This is a genomic window from Methanobrevibacter millerae, assembly GCF_001477655.1.
Lineage (GTDB): Archaea > Methanobacteriota > Methanobacteria > Methanobacteriales > Methanobacteriaceae > Methanocatella > Methanocatella millerae_A.
This window is the reverse complement of the sequence record NZ_CP011266.1, coordinates 2097545-2122427: the sequence shown is the minus strand read 5'-3', so window position 1 is coordinate 2122427 and position 24883 is coordinate 2097545. Positions and strand designations below refer to the sequence as shown.

The 24883-nt window shown below is 31.5% G+C and carries 25 protein-coding genes; 9 read left to right on the top strand and 16 right to left on the bottom strand.

The annotated features are described in order from the left end of the window. Window positions 1-27: 27 nt before the first annotated feature. Together SM9_RS09540 and atwA are read left to right on the top strand one after the other, a co-directional pair. Window positions 28-738 (top strand): MJ0144 family RNA dihydrouridine synthase-like protein, encoded by a 711-nt coding sequence (locus tag SM9_RS09540; RefSeq protein WP_058739920.1) that lies wholly within the window; start codon window positions 28-30, stop codon window positions 736-738. 64 nt (window positions 739-802) lie between these two features. Beyond that, window positions 803-2404, top strand: a complete 1602-nt coding sequence (gene atwA, locus SM9_RS09535; protein WP_058739919.1) for a methyl coenzyme M reductase system, component A2 — start codon at window positions 803-805, stop codon at window positions 2402-2404. 10 nt (window positions 2405-2414) lie between these two features. Here atwA and SM9_RS09530 read toward each other — a convergent pair whose 3' ends face one another. Together SM9_RS09530 and SM9_RS09525 are read right to left on the bottom strand one after the other, a co-directional pair. Beyond that, window positions 2415-3080 (bottom strand): M48 family metallopeptidase, encoded by a 666-nt coding sequence (locus tag SM9_RS09530; protein WP_058739918.1) that lies wholly within the window; start codon window positions 3078-3080, stop codon window positions 2415-2417. Next, window positions 3080-3517: a hypothetical protein gene (locus SM9_RS09525; protein ID WP_058739917.1), complete on the bottom strand. Its 438-nt coding sequence runs from the start codon at window positions 3515-3517 to the stop codon at window positions 3080-3082. The genes SM9_RS09530 and SM9_RS09525 overlap by 1 nt, the downstream gene beginning before the upstream one ends. A gap of 150 nt (window positions 3518-3667) precedes the next feature. Here SM9_RS09525 and SM9_RS09520 point away from each other — a divergent pair, with 150 nt between their 5' ends. Genes SM9_RS09520 through hemA form a run of 3 tightly spaced genes read left to right on the top strand, consistent with a single transcriptional unit; the run spans window position 3668 to window position 5973 of the window. After that, a complete protein-coding gene (locus SM9_RS09520) occupies window positions 3668-4150 on the top strand; it encodes a methanogenesis marker 9 domain-containing protein (protein WP_058739916.1) in 483 nt (160 codons plus the stop codon). A gap of 1 nt (window position 4151) precedes the next feature. Further along, window positions 4152-4781 carry a precorrin-2 dehydrogenase/sirohydrochlorin ferrochelatase family protein gene (locus tag SM9_RS09515; protein ID WP_058739915.1) on the top strand — a complete coding sequence of 210 codons (630 nt, stop codon included), beginning with the start codon at window positions 4152-4154 and terminating at the stop codon, window positions 4779-4781. After that, a complete protein-coding gene (gene hemA, locus SM9_RS09510; protein WP_058739914.1) occupies window positions 4771-5973 on the top strand; it encodes a glutamyl-tRNA reductase in 1203 nt (400 codons plus the stop codon). The genes SM9_RS09515 and hemA overlap by 11 nt, the downstream gene beginning before the upstream one ends. Here the strand turns inward: hemA and SM9_RS09505 are convergent. Beyond that, window positions 5963-6652 carry a DUF4013 domain-containing protein gene (locus tag SM9_RS09505; protein WP_058739913.1) on the bottom strand — a complete coding sequence of 230 codons (690 nt, stop codon included), beginning with the start codon at window positions 6650-6652 and terminating at the stop codon, window positions 5963-5965. The genes hemA and SM9_RS09505 overlap by 11 nt on opposite strands. Beyond that, entirely contained in the window at window positions 6649-7767 is a 1119-nt protein-coding gene (locus SM9_RS09500; RefSeq protein WP_058739912.1) for an AAA family ATPase, read from the bottom strand. Before SM9_RS09500 ends, SM9_RS09505 begins: the two co-directional genes overlap by 4 nt. 82 nt (window positions 7768-7849) lie before the next feature. Between SM9_RS09500 and SM9_RS09495 the strand changes: the two genes are divergently transcribed. Beyond that, a complete protein-coding gene (locus SM9_RS09495; protein ID WP_058739911.1) occupies window positions 7850-8923 on the top strand; it encodes a metallophosphoesterase in 1074 nt (357 codons plus the stop codon). On the opposite strand, the gene SM9_RS09490 is transcribed toward SM9_RS09495, so the two are convergent. Beyond that, the gene (locus SM9_RS09490) at window positions 8920-9756 is read right to left on the bottom strand and encodes a TIM barrel protein (protein WP_058739910.1); all 837 of its coding nucleotides are present in this window, start codon (window positions 9754-9756) and stop codon (window positions 8920-8922) included. The two genes, SM9_RS09495 and SM9_RS09490, sit on opposite strands and share 4 nt — an antisense overlap. Before the next feature lie 214 nt (window positions 9757-9970). Here SM9_RS09490 and SM9_RS09485 point away from each other — a divergent pair, with 214 nt between their 5' ends. Beyond that, on the top strand, window positions 9971-10315 hold the full coding sequence (locus tag SM9_RS09485) for a hypothetical protein (protein ID WP_058739909.1): 345 nt from the start codon (window positions 9971-9973) through the stop codon (window positions 10313-10315). Between the two features lie 10 nt (window positions 10316-10325). Here SM9_RS09485 and SM9_RS09480 read toward each other — a convergent pair whose 3' ends face one another. Beyond that, a complete protein-coding gene (locus tag SM9_RS09480; RefSeq protein ID WP_058739908.1) occupies window positions 10326-11342 on the bottom strand; it encodes a phosphorylating glyceraldehyde-3-phosphate dehydrogenase in 1017 nt (338 codons plus the stop codon). A 236-nt stretch (window positions 11343-11578) separates the two neighbouring features. Between SM9_RS09480 and SM9_RS09475 the strand changes: the two genes are divergently transcribed. Beyond that, a complete protein-coding gene (locus SM9_RS09475; protein ID WP_058739907.1) occupies window positions 11579-12289 on the top strand; it encodes a DUF4013 domain-containing protein in 711 nt (236 codons plus the stop codon). Between the two features lie 111 nt (window positions 12290-12400). On the opposite strand, the gene SM9_RS09470 is transcribed toward SM9_RS09475, so the two are convergent. The 8 genes from SM9_RS09470 to SM9_RS09435 form a co-directional block, all read right to left on the bottom strand. Beyond that, window positions 12401-12613, bottom strand: a complete 213-nt coding sequence (locus SM9_RS09470; protein ID WP_058739906.1) for a heavy-metal-associated domain-containing protein — start codon at window positions 12611-12613, stop codon at window positions 12401-12403. A 32-nt stretch (window positions 12614-12645) separates the two neighbouring features. Beyond that, entirely contained in the window at window positions 12646-14514 is a 1869-nt protein-coding gene (locus SM9_RS09465; protein ID WP_058739905.1) for a heavy metal translocating P-type ATPase, read from the bottom strand. Between the two features lie 60 nt (window positions 14515-14574). Next, window positions 14575-14847, bottom strand: coding sequence for a metal-sensing transcriptional repressor (locus SM9_RS09460; protein WP_058739904.1), 273 nt, complete (start codon window positions 14845-14847; stop codon window positions 14575-14577). Window positions 14848-14948: 101 nt separating this feature from the next. After that, complete coding sequence (locus SM9_RS09455; RefSeq protein WP_058739903.1) at window positions 14949-16046, bottom strand: DNA topoisomerase IV subunit A; 1098 nt, start codon at window positions 16044-16046, stop codon at window positions 14949-14951. Window positions 16047-16054: 8 nt separating this feature from the next. Further along, a complete protein-coding gene (top6B, locus tag SM9_RS09450; RefSeq protein ID WP_058739902.1) occupies window positions 16055-17755 on the bottom strand; it encodes a DNA topoisomerase VI subunit B in 1701 nt (566 codons plus the stop codon). Between the two features lie 314 nt (window positions 17756-18069). Continuing rightward, complete coding sequence (locus SM9_RS09445) at window positions 18070-18690, bottom strand: KH domain-containing protein (RefSeq protein WP_058739901.1); 621 nt, start codon at window positions 18688-18690, stop codon at window positions 18070-18072. 280 nt (window positions 18691-18970) lie between these two features. Continuing rightward, complete coding sequence (mtrH, locus tag SM9_RS09440; protein ID WP_058739900.1) at window positions 18971-19909, bottom strand: tetrahydromethanopterin S-methyltransferase subunit H; 939 nt, start codon at window positions 19907-19909, stop codon at window positions 18971-18973. Window positions 19910-20432: 523 nt separating this feature from the next. Further along, window positions 20433-20981, bottom strand: a complete 549-nt coding sequence (locus SM9_RS09435; protein ID WP_058739899.1) for a GNAT family N-acetyltransferase — start codon at window positions 20979-20981, stop codon at window positions 20433-20435. Between the two features lie 81 nt (window positions 20982-21062). Between SM9_RS09435 and SM9_RS09430 the strand changes: the two genes are divergently transcribed. Continuing rightward, window positions 21063-22352: a dicarboxylate/amino acid:cation symporter gene (locus SM9_RS09430; RefSeq protein WP_058739898.1), complete on the top strand. Its 1290-nt coding sequence runs from the start codon at window positions 21063-21065 to the stop codon at window positions 22350-22352. Between the two features lie 70 nt (window positions 22353-22422). Here SM9_RS09430 and SM9_RS09425 read toward each other — a convergent pair whose 3' ends face one another. After that, on the bottom strand, window positions 22423-23583 hold the full coding sequence (locus tag SM9_RS09425) for a KamA family radical SAM protein (RefSeq protein ID WP_083495896.1): 1161 nt from the start codon (window positions 23581-23583) through the stop codon (window positions 22423-22425). A 350-nt stretch (window positions 23584-23933) separates the two neighbouring features. Further along, window positions 23934-24875: a bile acid:sodium symporter family protein gene (locus SM9_RS09420; protein ID WP_058740348.1), complete on the bottom strand. Its 942-nt coding sequence runs from the start codon at window positions 24873-24875 to the stop codon at window positions 23934-23936. Window positions 24876-24883 lie beyond the last annotated feature (8 nt).

Here is a 24883-nt window from a genome sequence, read left to right as displayed (position 1 = left end):
GTGTTTTAAATAAAAGTAGTTGCACCAATGGCAGGAATAACGGATTCAAAGTTCTTAAACAAGGTTATTCCATATGGTTTTGATGCGGTTACTTTAGGCGGATATAGTTTGGATGAAAAAACTATAGAAGCATCTCAAAAAATCATTGAAAGGGGAAGAAAGGAATTTCACTTTGAACTGGATGAAATCATTCCCCATATAGAAAATGAAGTAAATCTGATAAAGGAAGTTCATCCTGATGTGGTGGTCAGTGCTAATGTACGTTCAACAATCCCCCAACCAATAATTGAAGCTTCAAAAATAAATAATTTGGATATTATAGAAATAAACTGTCATTGCCGTCAAGAAGAAATAACTTCTATTGGTTGTGGTCAGGAGATGTTAAAAAGGCCTGATTTGGTTGATTTTATCTCTAAAATTGTTGATGATGCAGAAAGTGAAGTGTCTGTGAAGATACGTGCAAATGTTGAAGGAATTGATACATTAGAAATTGCAAGGGCAATAGAAAGTGCCGGCGCAGATTACCTGCATTTGGACGCAATGGATCCCAATGTTTTTGATGCAGACTGGAAATTGCTGGAAAATGTTTGTAATAATACGAATATTAAAGTTATTGGAAATAATTCAATTGATTCTCCTGAAAAAATAAGAAAAATGTATCGATCTGGAGTTTATGGGTTTTCAATAGCTCGTGGAGTAATTTCCGGAACATTAAATTTTGATATTGCTAATTTTTAAAACAAAAGTCTTATTAATATTTAAAATTAAAACTATTATTAGTATATACAATAGGTGATGTTCAATGAATTTTATAACTCTTAAAAACATTACAAAATCTTTTAATGGTGTTGATGTTTTAAAGGATATTAACTTAACAATTGATGAGGGAGAGACCTTAGGTATTTTAGGTCGTAGTGGAAGTGGAAAATCTGTTTTAATCAACATGCTCAGAGGAACACTTGATTATAAGCCAGATTCCGGTAAAGTGTTAATGAATGTTGCAGTATGTCCTAACTGTTTGACTATTGAACCGCCATCAAAAGATGGTGAAAAATGCAGTTGCGGATGTGATCTTTCAGTTCAGGAAGTTGATTTCTTTAATTGTGACAGAAAATTATTCGCTGCGATAAAAAGAAGAATTTCCATCATGTTGCAACGTAACTTTGCATTATATGATGAAGAAACTGTAATTGAAAATGTAATGAGAGCTATGGGTGATGGAATCGATTATGAAGAAGGCCTCTACAAAGCATTAGATTTATTAGAAATGGTTCAAATGAACCATCGTATTACACACATTGCACGTGATTTAAGTGGTGGGGAAAAACAGAGAGTTGTGCTTGCAAGACAGCTTGCTAAAGACCCAATGATGTTTTTAGCAGATGAACCGACAGGTACACTAGACCCACAAACTGCAGTAAAACTTCACAATACCTTAAAAGAAGGTGTAAAGGATGAAGGAATCACAATGCTGATTACTTCACACTGGCCAGAAGTCATGACAGAACTTGCAGATAAGGTTGTATGGTTTGAAAATGGTGAAATCAAAGAGGAAGGGGAACCACAAACTGTTGTAGACAACTTTATGGCCACTGTTCCTGTTCCGGAAAAACCGGAGATTCCAGAATTCGGTGAACCTGAAGTTGTATTGGAAGACGTTAAAAAACATTACTACTCTATTGAAAGAGGAGTTATCAAGGCTGTTGACGGTGTAACCTTAACCATTAACAAAGAGGAAATATTCGGTATTGTAGGTTTAAGCGGTTCAGGTAAGACTACCACGACAAGAATGTTGATGGGTCTGACTGATCCAAGCAGCGGTAAAATTGAAATCAGGCTTGGTGAAGATGAATGGGTTGACATGACAAAGGTGGGACCTCTTAACCGTGGACGTATCATGCCATATATCGGATTATTGCACCAGGAATATTCCTTATATCCTCATAGAACTATTTTAGGAAACTTGACTGATGCTATCAGTTTAGAACTTCCTGCAGAGTTCGGTAAAATCAAAGCAATTCATGCATTGACTACTGTAGGATTTGATGAATCAACTGCAACATCCATTTTGGATAAGCATCCTGATGAGTTAAGTGTGGGAGAAAAACATAGGGTAGCTCTTGCGCAGGTATTAATCAAGGAACCTAAGCTTATTGTATTGGATGAACCTACAGGAACAATGGATCCGATTACTCGTGTAGTTGTTACAGATTCAATATTAAAAGCACGTACTGAATTAGAACAAACATTTATTATTATTTCTCACGATATGGACTTTGTATTGGATGTTTGTGATAGGGCTGCTTTAATGAGAGGAGGAAAATTGTTGGATATTGGTACTCCTGAAGATATCGTTAATCAACTCACTCCGGACGAAAAAGAAGACATGCTTAAAAGAGGATAATTATTCTCTTTTAACTATTCAATATTTTTTTTATTTCACGCCAATTAGGGCAATTCTTATCCATCAGTATTTTAAAATTTTTTGAATGATTGAATTCAATCAAATGACATAATTCATGAATAAAAACGTATTCTAAACAGATTTTAGGCTTTTTTGCTAAATTTAAGTTAAGAGTAATAATTTTGTTTTGCTTGCAGTTGCCCCAGTTTTTCATTTTACGAATCTTAACTTCATAGGGTTCCATTCCAACAATTCCCGTACACTTGTCATAAATGTTGGCTATTTCCTTTTGAAGTTCTATTCTGTAAAAGTCTTCTAAGGTCTTTTGGCGATTTTTTTGTTTGCTTCTTTTTGAAACGGGCAAATATAGAGTATTTTCTTTTACAAAAGCGGTTTTGATGTTATTGGATATTAACTGCAGATTATATTCATCACCCCAAAGCATGTGTTTTTCACCGTTTACATACTTTAAAGGTGGAATATACTCCTTATTTTTAATTTTAGCTTGCTTGTCTAAAATCCAATCCATTCTGGAATTTACAAACTCGATTATTGCATCATCGCTTATAAAATAAGGCGCTGAAATTTTTACACTACCTTCGGGCGGAAGCACTCGAAGGTACATGTTTTTGATATTTTTTCTTTGAACTGTAATGTTTATTCCGTTTATTTCCATTAATGTGCCTCAGGATTATAATTGAATACTTTAATTGCTAATTTAAATGCAAGCTTTCTAACAATGAAGTTAATTAAACAGTATGCTACAAACCATCTTACTGGCCACATATAGATGAATGCATCAAAGCTCATTCCTCCAAATCCTGCAGCAAAGATTAAGGGGATGATAAAACTCATCTGCATGCTAATGAAGAATGGAACAGGGTTCCAGATACCATATTCCTTTTGAGGATCAAAGTTAAAAACTTTAACGGCCAGTTTAAATCCTAAAGGATTACAAATGAAGTTAGCAAAAAAGTATGCCACAGGCCATCTCACGGGCCATAATGCAAAACATAACCAAACAGGCATTCCCTGAGGGTATGAAAAGATTAAAGCCATTACAATACTCATAATTAAGCTAATAAAAAATGCAACAGGATTCCATAATTTCATAAAATAATCTCCAAAAATAATATATGTTTTCCATATATAATAGTAATTTTTGCAAAAGTAAAAGATTGCTTAAATCAGGTCAATTTTTACAAAGTATTATATATTGCCATTAAGATAAATTAAAATATTATATTTTTATGGAGAATTATTATGACTTGGGAAGATGCACCATCTCATATATGTAGAGGTGGAGATATAAGGGGACTTGCTTTCTGCTGTCCTCCTGTAAAGCCATGTCCTGTTTTAAATGCATTGGAGGAGGTAAACTTAACTCCTCAGGAATATATTCAAATTAAAACAGAATTTGGCAAAAATACAAGATTGGGCGAAGGAGCAGGCACTTGTTTTGGCTCATTAATTTGGTGTTGCAAACCATCTAAACCTTGTCCATTAAGGGATATGACCTTAAGAAATATGGGAATGAGTTATGATGAGTATTTGGATTTGAAAAAAGAACTTGCAGAAAAGTTGATTGGTGTTCAAAAGCCAGCACCGGATGCAAAAGCCGAAGCTCTTGCCGAAACATTCAACATTTCAAAACTTGAAGCTATGAATGTGTTAACTGATTGTAATAATGACTTGAGAAAAGCGGTCAGTGTTCTTAAGGCAAAATCATTACAAGATTCTGATTAAAATGGATTGGACTGCTCTTTATTTAAAAACTTCAGCTTTGAAAGTATTTATTTTAGGTACTGGTGAAGTTGCAACCAGAAGAGCAAATAAATTTTTAAATCATGGGGCAATTGTAAAACTTGCAGGTAATTCAATCAATGAAGAACTGTCCAAAAATGGGGCTGAATTATATTCCACTGATGATGTGGATGATTTGGTTGATTGGTCAGATTTGGTTGTAATAGCAAGCGGTGATAGAAAATTGTCTGATTATGTTGCAGATATATCTAAAGATAAATTAGTAAATCGTGCTGATTTTCCGGATAATGGGGATATAATTGTTCCAACAAGTTTTAATATTGGAGATATTGAAATTTCTATTTTTACCAATGGCAAAAGTCCATTGATGGCAAAACAACTAAGAAAAAGAATACAATCAATCATCACTGAAGATGATATTTTAGAAATTGAACTGCAGGATTATTCACGTTCACTTTTAAAGGAATATGTTTCCAATCAAAAGGACAGACGGGATTATTTATATGAAATTTTTGAAAATGAAGAGATTCAGGAATTAATTAAATCTAGAAAAATTGATGAAGCAAAATCAGTTATTTTTGAGTTAATACAGGGGGATTTTGATGATACTTAATTTAAGAGTTGACCATAAAATTGCAGATATTCAATCAATGGAGAATATTTCAAAACAAATCGATGATTTATTTGATGAATTGCAGGAAAAGTATTCCATCAATGAATATGTTGAAATTTCCACCTGCAATCGTAAGGAATATTATATTCACAATGATTATATTTCACCGGATGATGATCTGCTTTCTCATGAAAATCAAAGCATTATAATTGAATATGGTGATGCGTCTGTTATGCATTTGCTTCGTATGACCTCTGGTCTGGAATCAATGATTGTCGGTGAAGACCAGATATTGGGACAGGTAAAGGATTCCAAGGCTAAAGCTACAAAGGAACGCCACTGCGGAAAATCTCTTGACTTAATTTTTACAAAAGCTATTCATGTGGGGCAGGTTGTTAGGAATAAAACCAATATCAATAAGGGTTCTGTTTCAATCGGTTCTGCAGCTGTTGATTTGGCAGAATCTCATTTGGGTGATTTAAAAGGTAAATCTGTTCTGGTCATTGGTGCTGGAAAAATGGGTAAATTGGTAGCTAAAGCACTTGCTGAAAAGGATTTGAATGCAATTTTTGTAGCTAATAGGACTTATTATGTTGCAGTTGAACTTGCAGAGGATTTGGATGGAACTGCAATTTTGTTTTCACAGCTCGATGAATATTTAAGAACTGCTGATTTGGTCATAAGTGCTACGAGTGCACCTCATTCAATAATAACTAAACAAAGGCTTGAAAATATTGGTTTGACTAATTCTGATTTAATGATGGTTGATATTGCTAATCCTCGAGATATTTCTGATGATGTTAAGGAATTGGATGTTAAACTGTTTAATATTGATGATTTGCGCGAAATTGCGGATTATAACACAAAACTTCGTGTGAAAGAATTCGATGAAGCCGAAATTATCATCAACGAAGAATATCATTTACTTAAAGATTCATTTAAAATAATGGAAGTTGAAGATTTACTATCTAGTTTAAGAATGTCTATGGAAGAAATAAGACAACGTGAAACAAAAAAAGCATCTTCAAAGTTGTCTGATGTAGATGGTAGTAGTAAAATTTTAAATAATTTAACAAATTCCATTGTGAATAAAATATTTTTTGACATTTCACAAAATTTAAAAAACGCCGCATGTGAAGATAAAAAGGATGTTTTAAACTCAGCAGAGTATATATTTGATTTTAATCATTAACGGCTTCTCTTCCAAAAAGAGCCATTAATCTGGTCAGGAACACTAATAGTATTGGACTTAAAAAGAATGATATTATAATATCTATAAAACCAGTTAAATTTAAATTACCAAAATCAAAGACACATTCTATAATTAATGTATAACTTATTGTTCCGGTAATAATTAAAAATAATGCATTTTTAAATCCTATATTTTTATAAAATGCAAATATTTCAATTAAGTTGAATGCAGATTTAAATTTACCGTCATGCAGAGCTTTGTTAATGCCTGATGCGATAACTGAAAAAAATATTATAATTCCTAAAATAGATAAAATTGTTTGGATTGAAAAATCACTAATCATGTCTATTAATTGGGATATTACTAATGCAATGACTGTATAAATGAACAAAATGGAAGATTCAATCATCCCTTCTTTTAAAAATCTAGTATTAAATTCAGGTTTAGGTGGGTTGTTATCGCCCATAATAGTATTTTCAATTATCTTATAACGATATGATTCTTCAAAAAATAATAATATTGTTGATATTATTATTGATATTGTTAATAAAATTGAATTATCAGTTTTCATTTCTGTTAGTGAAGCACCAATACTTAATATTATTCCCAATAATATAATGACTTTCCAGTTTTTTATGGTAAATTTAAATGCATTGTGAACATTATCGTATAAATTCATTCAAACATTCCTTTTATATTTTCTGTTCGGATTTTACTTGATTCAAAAGCATAATCAATATCACTCATATCAACAATATCTTTATCATTAGCTATTGCATGATGGAGTGCGGTTTTAAGTATCTTTTCTTTAATGTCTCTTCCGGACATATTTTTAGATAATTTAACTAATTTCCCAATATTCAAATCACAATCAATAGGAAGAGTTTCAATGTTTCTTTTAAATATTTCATATCTGTCTTTATCATTTGGGAGGATGAATTCGATTTCCTCTTCAAAACGGCTTCTAACCGCACTATCCAATGAAGAGGGGTTATTTGTAGCACAAATAGTAATGACGAACTTATTTTCATCAATTCCATCTAATTCGGTTAGAAGTGCATTAACAATTTCAGAAACATCCCCTCTCAATGACTGGAATGATCTGTGAAGTGCAATTGCATCAATTTCATCAATAAATATGATTGATGGTGAATTTTTAGATGCCTTTTCAAATAAATCATGTATTTTAGATGCAGCATCACCAACATGTTCGCCGATTAATGAAGTTGCCTTAACTAAATGCAAAGGAACTTCAACCTCTCCAGCAAGTCCCTTGACAAGCATGGTTTTACCAGTACCTGGATGACCATAAAATAGAATATTTTTTGGAGCCCACACACCAAAGCTTTCAGGGTCTAACAAAAATTTTTCAATAACTTTAATTTTGTTTTTTGCATTTGTTTGACCAACAACATCTGATAGTTTAACAGTGCTTTCAGTCAAATCTGTTTTGTTATTTTTTTTGTCAATAATTATTTCTATTTTTGTTTTTTCTGAAATTATTGAATTTTCAGGTTCTGCAGATATTACCTTGAATGCAAAATCGGGGATGATTTTTTGATCAAAGAGATATGTTTCACTATTGACTTCCATGCCTAGCCACTGGTCACGAGCATACTGTTCAAACAATCCTTCATCAGTGATTTCTAAGCTATTTTCCATCATTTCAAACTCAAATGGGTAGCCTACAGCTTTTAAAACAATACATTGTGCATTGTTTTTGTTGTCCTTTGTGAAGACTGCTGATTTTTGGCTTTGACTTTTAGGTTCGCTTTTTTTAGAATTATTTTTCAAAAAATCACTCAACATATTTTTATTTTAAATAATATTTAAGATATATTATGTAGTAATATATAAAATTTTGGAGTTAATGCTGATGAGTTTCAGAACACGCAGAGTAATTTTTATGACACCATTTTACATGCTCTTTGAATTTTTCTTATTCAAGTATATTTTCATGTTATTTTATCCATTAGATGATTTAACATTGCTTATTTTAACAATTATTGTGGGAATATTAAATGTTGTGCCTATGATTGCAGAAGAGAAAAAAACCCGATTTATTACAAGATTATTAACTGAAATATCCACAACATGGATGTGGGCATCACTGATGTTTTTAATTGATATTATTGTAATTTATGTTTTAGGGCAATTTATTGAATTAAGTTTATCACTTTGTCTTCTAATGCTTTTGGCAGTACCTTTAATTGGTGTTCATGCTTATTGGAAAGCTCATAAACTGATTATAAATGAAAAGACAATTAAATTTGATGATTTGGAAAATGATGTTAATATTGCTCATTTGTCTGATGTTCACTTTGGTGCGGTAAGATATAAAAAAATCATAACTCAAATTAGGGATGCATTAAATGATGTTTCTGATATCTGTGATGTTGCCATTATCTCCGGAGATTTGGCTGATGGATCTTCAGTCGTATCAAAAGATGATTTTCTGCCGTTAAGGGATGTTAAAATTCCAATCATTTTCACTCCTGGAAATCATGACTATTATCCTGGAATTAAAAATGTTGTTGCTGCATGTAAAAATGCGGGGATAATCGTTTTGGATAATGAATCAATAGAAATAAATAATTTAAATATCTATGGGTTGACTTTTAGCTTTGGTGATATTGAAATGCCTAGTGATGATGAATTAAAAAGTCAAATAAAAGAAGATAAAGTCAATATAATTAATTATCATGTGCCTTATGGCTGGTCAAAGCATTCTAAAATAGGTTTTGATATTCAATTGTCAGGACACACTCACGGGGGACAATTCTATCCTTTGAAATGGGTATCTGAATTAATCTTCAAATATAATATTGGATTATTCAAGGATGATTTGAATCATTATCTGCATGTAACAACTGGAGTTGGTTCAATGGATCAGCCAATAAGGTGGGGAACAGACTCTGAAATAGTAATTCTAAAATTAAAGAAAAATTAAATCATACTTTCGTATAATTCTTTCATCTTTAATGCATCAATATCTCTTAGTGGAGTTTCACAAATAATATTTGCATTCCATCCGTTATCAATAAGATTTGCCAATAAATCTTCGATTTGAGGTCCATATTCATCACTTTCATCTAAAGTGTGATGTTTTACTTCTCCGCCATGACCATATTCGATGGTGGTGAAGTGGCAGTGCAGACGGTCAATATCTAATTTATTTTCAATTGTTGAAAAGATGCAATTGTAATCATCTTTTTTAGTAAGATATCCTCTTCCACGGGCATGGATATGTGCGAAATCTATTGTCGGTTCAAAATGATCAAAACTGGCACATAACTCCACGATTTCTTGGATATTTCCTTGTTGAGTTCTTTTGCCTGTAGTTTCAGGAGCAAATGTGAAATCTTCAATACCTTCTGCTTCAAGTTCTTCAAATAATCGATTAATCGTTTGTTTGGATATTTCCATTGCTTTTTCTGGTTTCTGGTTAGTATAAAAACCTGGGTGGAATACTAGTCTATAAGCACCCATCCACTCGCCTGCACGGGCTGTGGCTATTAGATGTCCAATGCTTTTATCAATTTTTTCACTTTCCTTTGCACATAAATTAATGTAATATGGGCCATGCATTGAAATTAGTATGTCAAATTTTTCAGCTTCCTGTTTTAATATTCTTGCAGACTTTTCACCAATTCTTACTCCATATGGGGATTGGTATTCATAAGAGTCGAGTCCAATTCTTTGAATGTATTTTGGAGCTTTGTATGCTGCACCCTTATAATTAACTGGACTTCCGGCAGGTCCAAAAAAGACTTTATTTTTCATAAAAATACTATTATTCTTAATAGTAATTATATTTTTTACAAGAGATGATAATTTTTTAGAATTGTTATAACCTTAAAATAATATTGTTTTAAGTTAATAATTTTTTAAAATGGTTATATTTTTATAATTAAGAAGTAAAATTGTTTTAAAAGTAAACTACACAATTTAAATATGATAAATTAAATATAACCTTGTATATGAAGGTTATGATATTATGGATAATAAAGAATTTAAAAAAGATTTTGATGAAATGATGGATTTGTTGGAAAAAGCAAAACATGAATCTAAAAGCAGTAAAAATTCTGCATTATTTACTTCAATTTTGTTCTATTTTGTAGCATTGGATGAAGAAGATGTTAATAAGCCTTATGTAATGAAAAGATTATTGAATCTTATGGATTTGGATTATTTCTTTCGTCCAGGATTAAAATTTAATTTTGATAAATCTCAGAGTATTGAATTTGCAAAATATTTGACTTTGGTGGATTTGGATATTGGGATAATTGCAGATGTTTTGGATTTAACAATTGATGAGGTTAAGAAAATAAAAAAAGAGTAAAATGAGGGAATTATAAAATTCCCATTGCTTTATTAGTTTTTGCTATTGATTTTTCGTTGTCACTTTCCATTTCAAGAAGTGCACGAATAGCATCAATATTTTCAGGTATTACATCTGATTCTTGGTGTACTGCCTGCATGTAGAACAGTTCATTGCCTACAACATTGATGGATTCTCTCCATACTGGAATTTCGTATAAGTCATTTCTGTTTCTACCTAATTCCTTAGCATACTCCATTAACTCTGCAGTTGAACCAAGACCTTCTGATGCATCAACAACAATAACTCTTGAACGTTTTTCTAAAGCTTCAACAATTTCTTCAGTTTCAACTTCATTATTAATTTCTACCATAATGTTGTGTTGGTGCATTAATGTTGTAGGTACAAGTAATGCCATTGTAGTAACATCAATGCCCTTCATAACGGTTTTTACATCAGGGCCATGGTGAGAAGGTACTTTTGGAGGGTTAGGTACGATAGAGTTGATTGGACCTTTTTTAACTTCAGATGGGTCTGATCCTCTTCTAACCATTACAGCTCTTACTTTTTTAATATCTGCTATTGGGTCAATAGTAGATAATGTACGGGTAAGACCTGTTGTGTTACATGAAACTACTCTAGTATAATCTGCACCATATGAATCATCATAATTGGAAATTGCATTGAATGAAAGACCAGTCAAGTCATGGTCTTCTCCACCTTGGTAAATTGCCTTAACACCAGCTTTCTTATACATTTCAAGGTTTTGCGGACCGATACTTCCAGGAGTACAGTCAACTACAACATCTGCTTCTTGAATCATGTCTTCAACAGTACCTGCAATTTCAATTCCTGCATCTTTAAACATTTGTTCTCTTTCAGGAATTCCAATGTATAATGGGTATTCTTTTTCTTCAACAGCAGTTCTTGCTTCGTAGTTTGGTCTAGTTTTACTTACACCTATTACTTTCATGTCATCTTGAGCTGCAACAGCATCAGCAACTCTTTTTCCTATTGTTCCATATCCATTAATTGCAACAGATTTCATTTCAATCCCTTTTTAAAAATTTAGAATTTAATTCTATGTTTTAAAATTTATCTTTTTAATTATATATAATTTGATATTTAATTGGAATGGTGGTTTAATATGTTTTAAAATTATAATTCATTGATAAATTAAACATATTTTCTTATTTTAAATATTACTTTTAAATAGTAGTAATAATATACTACTAAATGACTCTCTATCGAGTTTTTTTTAAATTAATTTAAGGAGGAAAAAACATGGATTTTCGTGATATATTCGGTGATGCATTATCTTTCCCAATCAATAACATCGTTTCATTAATAATTTTCATTGTTTTAGGAATTATTGCAGGAATTGCTATTGGTGGAGCACTTGCAGGTGTAGTTTTAGGAATGAATTCCAATAATGTATTTACTGTTCTTGGTTCTGGATTTGTAGGATTTGTTGTAGCTCTTGTCGTATCCTTTTTCATTTCTGGTTATCAATTGGATATTATTAAATCAGGTATTCAAAGAAGTCCTGATGGTCCAGCTATTGATCCTGTAAGGCAACTACTCAATGGTTTAAAAATGTTTGTGGTATCTATAGTATATTACATTATTCCGTTCATTATTGTTTCAGTTTTATCAATATTCCTCAGAGATTGGATTATGCTTGTAATTACATTCATTTTGTATGTAATTTTCGCATTAGCACAATTCATGGCTCAATGTAGATTAGCTAAAACTGAAGACATAGGCTATGCTTTAGCTATTGGTGAAGCTATTGGTGATGTATCTAGAGTAGGTATTCTCAACCTTTTAATATTTGTTGTCATTGCTTTTGTAATTGCTTTCATATTAATTTTCATTGCTGCATTAATTGCTAGATGGAATTCATATGTTGGTGGAGTAATATTAGGTATTGTTGGTGTTTACCTAGTATTCTTCGTTGCTAGAGCAACCGGTTTATTATACTCAAATGTATAAATAAACCATTTATTTTTTCTTTTTTTGATTTTTCTATTTTAGGTAAAATGAGTTTGTTATATGCTATTTTTGGTGTTGGTTAAAATATTTTAAAAAATAAAAATGAAGGATTTATTCTACGTTAAATCCTGCTTCTTCGACAGCTTCTTTGATATCATCATCAGAAACTTTGTCGGTATCTAATTTAATTTTAGTAATTCCGGTATCTAAATCTGCTTTAGCATCTTCAATACCATCAACATCAGTCAATGATAATTGTACAGCGTTTACACATGAATTACAGTGCATTCCTACAACTTTTACTTCTTTTTCTTCAATTGCCATATTTTATTCTCCTTATTTATTTATATTTAATATTATGTTGTTGATTTATTTAAATGTTTAGTCATACCTAATTTTTCTGATTTTTCCAGTTCATTTCGTGAAAGTTTAAAGTTCATTAATGTTGATGAATATATTATTACAATTACTGATCCAATGTTGTGAACCAATGCTCCTGCAATGGGGTCTAATAATCCTAACATGGCTAATATCATTGCTATAATGTTTAATGTTAAAGAAAATGCGATATTTATATTGATTACTTTCAATGTTTTTCTTGATATTGCAATCAAATGGGGAACTTCTTTAATATCATCATTAATCAGTGCAATATTTGCCGCTTCAATTGTTAAATCGCTTCCTATGCTTCCCATAGCTATTCCGACATTGGCTTTTTTAAGGGATGGTGCATCATTTATCCCATCTCCAATCATGGCAACCTTATTTTCTTTTAGTTGTCTTTGGCGAATGTATTCTGTTTTGTCTTCAGGAAGGCAATTGAATTTGTAATTGTCTACATTTACTTTTTTGGCAATGATTTCTCCTGTTTTTTCGTTGTCTCCACTAAGCAGTGTTGTTTTCATATTTAGTTTTTTTAACTTTTTAATTGTTTTTTTGGCATTACTGCGTAATGTATCTGATAAAGATACTTTTCCAATAATCTTTTCATCTTTTGCAACATAAATTTCAATTGATCTATCATTATTTTCTTTTTCATTTTCAATATGAATATTTTCTATACTCATAAGCTTCTTGTTACCAGCTATTATTTTAGAACCATTTATTTTTCCAATTACTCCTTTTCCAATTAACATTTTAAAATCATCAACTTCATATAAGTCATTATTGTTATAATAATTTACAATTGATTTTGATAGGGGATGTTCTGATTGAGATTCTAGAGATGCAAGTAATTTTAGCATATTTTTATCATTTGACTCAACTTCAATTACTTTGGGTGTTCCGTGTGTTAATGTTCCTGTCTTGTCAAATATTAATTCATTTACATGAGCTAGTTCTTCTATTGATGCTCCGTCTTTAACTAAAATACCATGGCTTGTTAGATTTCCAATTGCTGCAGATATTGCTGTGGGTGTAGCCAAAACCAATGCACATGGGCAGAAAACTACTAATATGGTTACACTTCTTGTTATTTCAAATGTAAATAAGTATGTTAATATTGCTGCTGTAAAAGCAATCACTACAATCATTGTTGCCCATTTGTCTGCAACTTTAACGATTTTTGCATTTTCTGGTGAAGATGTCTTAACTAATCTGATTAACTTTTGAAGGGAACTGTCTTCACTTTCTTTTGTTGTTTTCATTGAAAAAGATCCATAAAGATTTGTAGTTCCACTATATACTTCATCATTTTCTTTTTTATCTACAGGTAATGATTCTCCGGTCAATGTGGATTGGTTAATTGATGTTTCACCTTTAACTATTATTCCATCGGTAGGGATATTTTCTCCTGGAAGAACCTTTAGGATATCTCCGATTTTAACATCTTCAACATTTATTTCCTCTTCGATTCCATTTTTAATTCTTCTTGCAACTTGTGGTGTTATCTTAATAAGTTCTTCGATTTTTGATTGAGTTTTACCCATTGTGTATTCTTCTAAAAATCCTCCAATTGCCATAATTGTTGCAATTTCACCTGCAGCAAATATTTCTCCAATCATAATTGAAGCGATAATTGCTATTGTTACCAGTAAATCTGCTTTAATATCGAATTCTGTTATTAATCCTTCGATACAATCTTTAAATATTGGAATTCCACATAATATTATTGCAATCCAGGATAAGTAATTAATATTCAGTACAAAACTTAATATTACACTCATGGCTGAAACTGCAATGAATATTATGTCTTTGATTTCACTTTTGCCAAACTTTAAATTCATTTTAAACAGCCCCATGGTATAGGTATACCCCTTATGGTATATGTCTAATTTTAAAAAAAATTAAATTCTTGAATAGTATTCTAAAATTGATGAAATATCACCTAATGCATCATCTGCATCTCCTTCATCAATGGCGTCTTTAACGCAATGTTCCAAATGTCCTTCTACAATAATATGCCCAACTTTATGTAGTGCAGACTTAGAAGCATTAACTTGCATCAATATTTGCTCGCAGGGAATATCTTCATCAATCATACGGTCAATTGCATTGATTTGACCAATGATTTTTTTAAGTCTTCTATGCAGATTTTCACTATCCATACATTTTTTCAAAATATCACAACCTATACCTACTAGGGTATATATGAAAAATAGTATATAAAGTTTGTCTTAAAAAAATTTATAAAAAATAAAAAAGAAGGAAAATTTTAGATTTAATTTTCCAATTGTTCTAATTTTTCTGGGAAGTAAGTATCTACAACGTACTCAAGCCCATATTTTGAGAAAGATTGCTGTTCTGCTTTTTTACCAATTTTAAGCATCTTTTTGATTTCAGTTTGCCAGAAATCGTTTTTATACCTTGGGTCTTTAGAAAGCTCTTTTAACCTCATTACGTCAACATCTTTAAGTTTATCTGTAGGTAAATCGTAATTAATAATATCAGATGCTGTTACTCCCATGAATTTAGCATCAGGAGTTGCTAAATCATGATTAACGTGAGCTAATTTTGCACTTCCAGAAATAATAACTTGTGCAATGTGGAATCCCCAAGGGTCTCCGTCGTTACAGATATAAACAGGTAAATTTAATTCTTCATTAACTCTTTTAATGAATCTTCTTGTAGCACGAGCAGCTTGTCCTTTAAGTCCAATAATTAAAGTATTGAATCTGTCGTGAGCATTTTCCTGAACCATCCTGTGGAACATTCCCATGGTTTCCACAGCAATAACTCTTTCAACACCATGATCCAAGAACTCTACCTGATCGATAGTAGGAGATATTGTATAACCTGATTTTCCGGCTTTTGCAGCATTAATTTCAACATCATCATCTAAAAGGGTGATGTCTCCGTAAACGGATGCACCGTCTTCTTCAGGCATTAATCCTAAATCTTCACGTGTAGTACCTAATGTAACTTCCAAGTCTTCTCCAACAATGTTTGATTCCTGTTGCGTTTTAAAGCTGATTCCCCAACCTTCGGAAACATAATACATTTCCCTGATGGTAGCTGTTTTTTCTCTTGCAACTAAATCTTTACAGAAGTTTGCAACATATACCATTTGACCTAATTTTCTAATTTGCTTAACATTACCAAGAGATCTTCTACCGTATCTGTCTCCTAAAACATAGTATCTTTTAGCATCATCATATACGATGTTTCCGGTTCCTCTTGATGGAACTCTAAGGGATGGAACTTTTTGTTTTTCAATTTCTTCAATAATTTCTTGTCCTAAACCTTTTAATTTGTTAAATGTATATTCTTTTCTGAGCTCTTTATGTGATTTGCCTTCTTGTTTTACTTCATCAGCCATCTAATCACCTATTCAATATCCTCTTCATCTTCATCTTCATCGAAGTTGAGATTACTGTGCTCTTCATCTACTGCATATCCGTGTTCATCAAGCTCTTCCATGATGATTGCATCAAGTTCTTCTTCTTCCTCTTCTTCCTCAACTTTTTCACCAAGTAATTCTGCAAGAGCCCTTTTGGTTACTTTAGCAAGGACTTCCTGGTATTCAGGGACTCCGGTTTCACCAAGTTTAGCAGCTTCTTCGATAATAACTGGAACATATTCTTCAAATACTTTGGAACGTTTTTCTTTTTCTTTTGCTGCTCTTTTTGCTCTGAGGTGTTTTTGTAATTGACGAGCTAATTTCATTGTAGCCTGTCTGATTTCTTGAACAATTTCAGGTTCTGGAGAAACACTTTGTTTACCTGTGGAAAGGTAAGGAACTTGTGTAGAAATAATATTAACGAATAAAGTTAACGGAGTATTATCTAAATCTTTAAGACCGTAACGTTTCCAGTCTATACTTTTTAAAGCTTCGGTAATAGCACAGCTTCCTGCATCGAAAGTCAATGGAACTCTGTTAGCAAATCTCATGATTTCTGATTTTCTTTGTTCATTAACGATTCTTCCTGAATCTCCACCGTATGCAAGTCCTGCTTCGATAATGAATGATACCCCACCCGCATAAGTAACAGGTTTTCTGGTAATTGTTGTTACAAATTCGGGTTTTAGGATTTGTTTCATACCTTTTTCAATTTGCTCTGACCCGATTGGTATAAGACCGTCGGTAGGAGGAGCCATGAATTTCATTTTCTTAAAGCATTGAACTATAGCCTCTGCTTCTGGAAATGTCATGTCTTTAGGACGTTTGTTCATGTCAATTCCTGTCATCTCAGCTATTTCATCTACTCTTTTATTAGACATCCTTGACATTGAAGCGGTTAACATACTTTTATATCTTCTTTTATCAGTATTTTGTGCCATTGTCATTAAATCGTCTGCACTTACACCTTTAGGGTGTGGCAATACTTCTTTTGGGAGTGTAGGAACAACATCTGCTGCTCTTTTGAAGATATATTTGTGTCCGGTCGGGTCTCTGAATGTGATTTTTGCATGAGGGTTTCCAATCATGGTTCTTCTGATGTATTCGAATGCACCTTGTTCCGCCATTGAGTAGGAAACTTCTTTAAATTGCAATTCAATACAAACACCGGTTGACTCACCAGCATAATCCTCTCTTTCCATTAAAATTCCGGTATTGTTTTTAACATCCATTTGGAACTTCATTTTAACTCCCTTAATTTCATCTCCATCTTTATAGCATGAAATTACGCGGGCAGGTTTACCTGTAGTCATTTGTGATAATAATACACAACCACTACAACCTAAACCCTGTTGTCCTCTGGATTGGATGTTTCTGAATTTGGATCCTGCAAACATACTACAATATACCTGCATTACATAGTCTTCAGGAATACCTGGTCCGTTATCTTTGTGTCTTAATATGTAGTGTTCTTTGTCAACACGTTTTAATTCAATATCGATATCAGGTAATATTCCAGATTCTTCGGCTGCATCAAAACTGTTTGTAATCAATTCGTGGAAAACAATAGTTAATGAACGAATTTTACCGGTAAAACCTAACATCTGCTTATTTTTACGAAAGAACTCTGATGGTGTTAAGTGTTGGAAATCCTTTTGCCAATCAAGTCCTGCATCAGTTTGTACCAAAATGTGTCCTCCTTTAATTTTTAAATATTTTTTTATAATTAAATTATTAATTTTAAAAGTATATAAATAACATCCGAGAGCATTTGATAAGTAATATTTTTACAGTACCTTGGCTAATTTGTTGAAAAATATACAATAAAATAATAATAAAAATTGTTGAAAATATAGTATTTATACTATGTTACCTATATATGTTGGTTGAAGTATATAATAGTTTGCTATTAACTTTTATAATTTTTTACTCTTATGTAATTATTTTAATGGTGTTGTAATAATAGCATATAAAAAAAGTAAAATAGTAACATATAATAATGTTACTCTAATGTTTCTTCGTCGAATTCAATTCCGTCTTTGAACTCAATTTTATCGTCATGGATTCCGACGAGGTCTTTAAATTCTTTAAGTTTTAGTGTTTCTTTTTTATTTTCTAAAAATGCATAAACTGTTTTGTGTCTGGAACCGTTTAAAAGCATTTCTACTGCTTCTTTAGCTACCATAACATTATCCATTTCACCAATTAATGAAACGGTTTTACCATAAACTGCCATATCCACTTCAGCTAATTCAGTAATGAGTTCACGGGTTTTACCATTTTTGCCTATTATTCTGCCTTTATATCTTGCCAATGCCTTTTTGGATTTTCCGATATATAGTGGCAATTTCATGATTTCAAGATAGATGTCGTCGTGAATTAACTTTTTTGCAACTTCCGGATTAAAACCACGTGCAATGGCTTTTACAATATGATTAGCATTCCAAACACCTAAAGGATCCTCCATATCCTCACGGGGAGTGATATAAACAGTCCCATCATCACTATCAATGTCGAGTATTGTGCCGGTTAATTTCTCAATGGATTTTTTCACTTCTCCATTAGGACCAATCAAAGCACCGACTCTATTTTGAGGTATTTTTAAATAATCTGTTTCAGGCATTTTTATCACCTTCGTTAATTATTATATTCTTTGTTTGAAATTCTATTTATACTTGTTTTTAGTATTATTTTTTCATGGGATTGGTAGCTAAAATCAGTAAGGATATTATTCAGTAATTAAAATTAATGTTTTTTTTGGTTGATAGGTATTAAGCACCGGATGTTTCCGGTGCTAATTTGGTATTTTTGGATTATATTTTTTAAGATTTGTCTAATATCTATTAAAGATATTAAGAACAAATTGATGTTGAGGTTTGAAAATAGATTAAACTTTTGATAAGTTATAACAAATTGTTCATAGGGTGGAAATCTACAGGTTCAGTACCTAATGGTTTTGCTGCTTCTGATATGAACATATCAGTTTGTGCAACAGCAGGGAATGCAATTTTTGCATTTTCAATAGGTCCAAATAGAACAAAGTCTCCTGCACACATTACCTGTACAATATTTGCACCGATATCACATACAGTAAATGCGGTTTTATTTCCTTGTTTTTTATATTCTCTTAACCAATCCCATGCGGATGGTACGTTGTGTATTCCTGATCCAACAGGATATCCCCATTTAGCTTTTTCTGCAAAGGAAGTTCTTGCAGCAATGCCCGCACCCTGTCCTAATGGAGTTACAGCGGTATCCATCATAAATTTGTCAATACCACATTCGGCAGCCACTTCTAATAAACCTTTTTCATATGCACCATCGTCCCCGTTTTCCCACATGTTCATTTTACCTTCTACAGTAGCATTCATTGGGTTGAATCCAAGAATGATTGATGCGGAAATATCGGTATCTGCAAGTGCTTCTAATTCAGATTTGTCCGCTGCCATATTGATTGAGTTATAGATTGCTCTATCAGTTAATCCGACCTCATCGGAATATTGTGCACCAGCAACCCTGGCGTCTCCAGATGTTGAATCTATAAGGAAAGGAGCATCACATATTTCACCTATATATTCAATATATTTTGGAAGTGCTTCTTCGGTTTGTCCGAAAACTTGCACAATATATGGGTTTCCAGTTACGTCTGAAATTGATGCCATATCATTAACCAATTCTTCGGCTTTGCTTTTGTCGAAGTCACCAGTTAATTCATCATTAAGAATATTGTGTCCACCATAGAAAATAGTACCTGCTAAAACAGTAGGGTATTCTCCAGGTTGTCCACCCATTTTGACTCCAGCGAAGTCAAAAACTTCTTGTTCTTTATCAAATTTAAACATTTTTTAATAACCTCTATATTTTTGATCCAACTTATTCAAATCTATTTAAGTTTAAATAAAGTTGAATCTATTAAATTGTTTATTTTAAATATATTTATACTTTTCTATATTATTTTCAGTATTTTTTTAAATTTATTTATGAATGTTTAATTTTAAAATAAAAAAATATACTGTTCTCAAATAAAGAATTATTTAATATTTATTAATTAAAATTGAAAATAGCTTATTATTTTTTATTTTTCTTGAAATAGTTTTAAATTATGAAAAATAATTTATTATTAATGATTAATCATGATTTTATGATTTCATTTTAAATTCGGGGATTAATTTTAAAAATAATAATTTTAATTTATTATTATGCTTTATAAAAGATAAATAATTAAAAAATTGTTATTTAAATATGTTGGTAGTATATTATTTTATAAAATAATGCATATCATATGTTTAAAAGATTACAATAAATTATCATTTATACATCATATTTTTAGATTAATATGATTATTTCGGAGGTTAAAAATTATCATTAAAAAATAAGTTTTTTGCCATATTGTTTAAAATTAGTGATAATTAATCTATTTTCTTGTTTTTCATAAGCTAATCTTGGATAATTATCTTTTTCTACATAAATAGTACCGCAATGAATAAATCCAAGTTTTTCTAAAAGGTTCTGCATAATTAAGTTATCTACATGAGTATCGATGCGGAGATGATTGCACTGTTCATAAGCCCAGTTGATACAAAAAGATCCGACACCTCTTTTAGTTCCGTCGCTAGCTATTCTGTGTATAACTCCATAGAGTGCATCATCAATCCATGAACCGTTAGTGATTTCAGCATATGTTGGTTCAATATCTTTACCTTGTACAAAAAAGAATGTGGCTATGATTTTGTTGTTGTTTGAACAAACATAACTATTGCCATTTTCAATATCATTGGCTATCAGTTCTGTTGGTGGCCAGTTAGTTGCCCCCCATTGATTTGGATTTCCATGTTTTTCCATGAAATCTCTTGCAATGCCATATATTTCCATTATTCTGCCAATATCCTGAGGTTTGGATTTTCTGATTTTCATGTTTTCTAATTCTATTTAGTGTCCGATACATATAAATTTTATTTAATATAATGTTCAAATATTAAATATGTGTGATGTTTAATGATAAACAAATTAAGAAGTATTAGTTTAGGTAACTGGATATTAATTGGTATGGTACTGGGCCTAATTTTCGGTTTGATATTGAATTTTTGGGTTCATAACCCATTTATAAAAGATGTAATTTTAATGGAGAATGTTTTTTATTTGGGTGGTAACTTATTCATTAAATTAATGAAAATGCTTGTTGTTCCTCTTGTTTTTTGTTCTATTGTTGTTGGTGTAGCTTCGATTTCAGATATTAAGACATTAGGTTCTATCGGTGGAACAACAATATTGATTTATCTTATTACAACTGCAATTGCAGTAACAGTTGCTTTATCCATAGGCATTTTAATTAAACCCGGTTTGGGTTTGGACATGTCTCATGTAGTTCAAACTGCTGATGTAGCTATTAATCAAACGATGGCTGATACTGTTTTAAATATTGTGCCAGATAATCCATTTAATTCATTGGCTAATGGGGACATGTTGCCTGTGATAATTTTTGGACTTTTAACTGGTATTATTTTGGCTAAATTAAAAAATGAAACGAAATTGTTCAATGATTTTTTCAAAGAGGGTAATAGGATTATGATGGAAATGACTTCCATTGTTATGAAATTTGCACCTATTGGAGTATTTTGTCTTATGGCAAAAACATTTGGAAGTTTGGGAATAGAAGGAATATTGCCTCTTTCCAAATATTTTGTTTGTGTTCTTATAGGTTTGGCAATTCAGGCATTTGTAGTTTACCCATCCTTGCTTGTGATATTTACAAGATTAAATCCAATCCACTTCTTTAGAAAATTCATGCCGGTCATATTTTTTGCATTTTCATCTTCAACATCCAATGCAACTATCCCTTTAAATATAGAAAAACTGTCTGAAATGGGAGTGTCACGTGATGTGTCTTCATTTACAATTCCTTTGGGTGCTACAATAAATATGGACGGTACTGCTATTATGCAGGGTGTTGCTGTAATGTTTGCAGCCCAGGCATATGGTGTTGATTTAGGCACTTCTGCATTATTGACTGTAATTTTCACTGCTGTGATGGCATCAATTGGAACAGCAAGTGTTCCTTCTGTCGGACTTGTTACATTAACAATGGTATTTAATTCAATTGGATTGCCGATTGATGCAATTGGTATAATTTTCGGAATAGACCATATTCTCGATATGTTTAGAACAGCAGTCAATGTCACTGGTGATGCAATTTGTTCAATGATTGTTTCATTTAGAAATAAAGCCATGGACATTGATATTTTCAATGGCAAGAAGGAAGCAGAAAAAGAGACAAAAATTATATGAGATTAATGGATATTGCATTTATTATAAAATGCAATATTTCTTTTCTTATAAATTAAAAAAATATTTCCGTTTATTCCATATAATCTTTTTTAACTATTTTATTTTCCCATGTTGTGAATTTATATCCGTTTTCATCATGTTCGATATTTTCCATTGGTACTAAAGGAACTTTGCCCAAACCAAGCGGTGAATTATATACATATGTAGGTTTGCACATGCCGCTTGTTCTGCCTTCCAAATGCTTCATAATTTCTAAACCTTTGGAAATATCCACTTGGAAATGTTTGGTGCCTTTAATATCTTTTGGATGGAATAAATAATATGGAATTACTCGGTATTTTTGCAATTCTTCATTAGTTTTTTGAATGCAATATTTATCGTCATTAATATTATGTAATAATACCATTTGGTTTCTCACAAGTATTCCATGGTCGACAAGTGTATCAATTGCCTGAACAGCTTCAGGAGTAATTTCACAGGCATGATTGAATTGTGTTGAAATATTCACCCTGTATTTTCTAAGCAGAACGGCCAGTTCATCATTTATTCTAAATGGTAGTGTTGCCAATGTTCTTGTACCAATCCTCAATACTTCCACATGATCAATACCGGATAATTTATTAAATATTTCTTTCAATCGTTTATTTGATAATAATAATGCATCTCCTCCAGTAATCAATACTTCTCTGATTGTAGGATTATTTTTTATAAAATCTATTGATTCATCGATAGCTCTTTTGGAGGTATTTTTATCAAATCCGCCTATCAATCTGCGGCGCTGGCAGTGTCTGCAGTACATGGGGCATGCATTAGTAACATTGATGATTAATTTATTGGGATATCTTCGGGTGATTTTTCCGGAGGGATTTGATTGTTCTTCATTCATGGGATCCAATTGGCCTGATTCATCAAGTTCTTTAATATTTGGTATTGACTGCAATTTAATTGGACAATTCGGATTTTCAAAATCAATCAATGAAAAATAATACGGTGTTATTGCAAATCGGTATGTTTCACTGACATCTTTTATATTTTCATATTCTTCATCTGTAAGATTAATGTAATTTGAAATTTCACTTACATCGCTGATACGATTTTTTAATTGCCATTTGGGATTGTTCCAATCTTTTTCACTTGCATTTAATTCTGTTAGAATTTTATTTTTTGTATCCACATATAATTTCTTAGAAAACTCACTGAATCCTAATCTAATTTTTGTTTTATGTTTCATATCATTAATCGCAATTCTATCGAGTTCATTTGAGCGAATTAATGATTTTTTTCTATTTGTGTTTATGCTATCTCCCCATATTTTATAATTTTTTTAATTATATATAATTTGTTTATATATTAATATATTTTTTTGTAAAAAAATGTTTTTTGGTAATGTATTTTCTAAAAATTTAACATATTATTATTTTTGAATTCTTGAAAAGTGTCTAATTTTCATTAAGAAAACTCCTGAAAATCCTGAAAAAAATTTAAAAAGAATTCTTCTATAAATAGAGGATTTTGCCAACCAATGAAAGAATAAAAAAATATTGGTTTGCATTGACATGAAGAATATGTCTATTCTTGCAATTAAGATTGATATTTTCTGAATACATAGGCAAGAATTGATCCTGCAAAATTCTGCAAGACAGAATAAAGTGCTCCGGGAACTGTTGCTTGGGATAGGTTTGGAAAATGAGTTTTTGCAAGGCTGGTTGACAAACCTGAATTTTGAAATGCCAGTTCGATAGCTACTGTAATTCTCTGTTTTCTATCCATTCCTGCAAAGTAACCAATTCCAAATCCAAGTAACATTGCAATTAGATATTGCAGTGAAATGACAATGAATATTATGGTGGATGAAGTTAAAATGGCTTGTTTATTGGCACCAATTACTCCTGCTACGATTAAACAAATCACAATAGATGATATTGTTGGTAAATAAATTTTTAATTTATCACAAAAATCAGGGAATTTGTAATTCAAGATTAAACCTAAAATAATTGGGACAATTACTATTTGAACAATCGAAATGAACATGTCAACTGGATTGAAATGAATTTGATTACCTATTAATAATAATGTGATTAATGGGGTTAATATGGGTGAAATCACAGTAGAAACCGCAGTCAAAGAAACGGATAATGCCACATCTCCCTTTGCAAGAAAAGTAATGACGTCAGACGCGGTTCCTCCAGGTACTGTTCCAACAAGAATGAGTCCCACTGTCAATGCAGTATCTAGAGAAAATGCGCTTGCAAGAGCAAATGCTATGATGGGCATTATAATATATTGCGCTGAAATTCCAACCGCAATTGCCTTAGGATTTTTGAACACATTAATGAAGTCATCTACTTTTAATGTGGTTCCCATTGTAAAAAGAACAATACTTAAAAGTAAATTGATAATGTTGATGCCATTATACTCACTTAAAACCCATTTAAATGAATTTGGATAAACTAAAGAAATAGCTACTGCCACCAATATTATTATAAAAAAATATTTTTCGACTAATTCAAAAATCCTTTTCATGATATTAA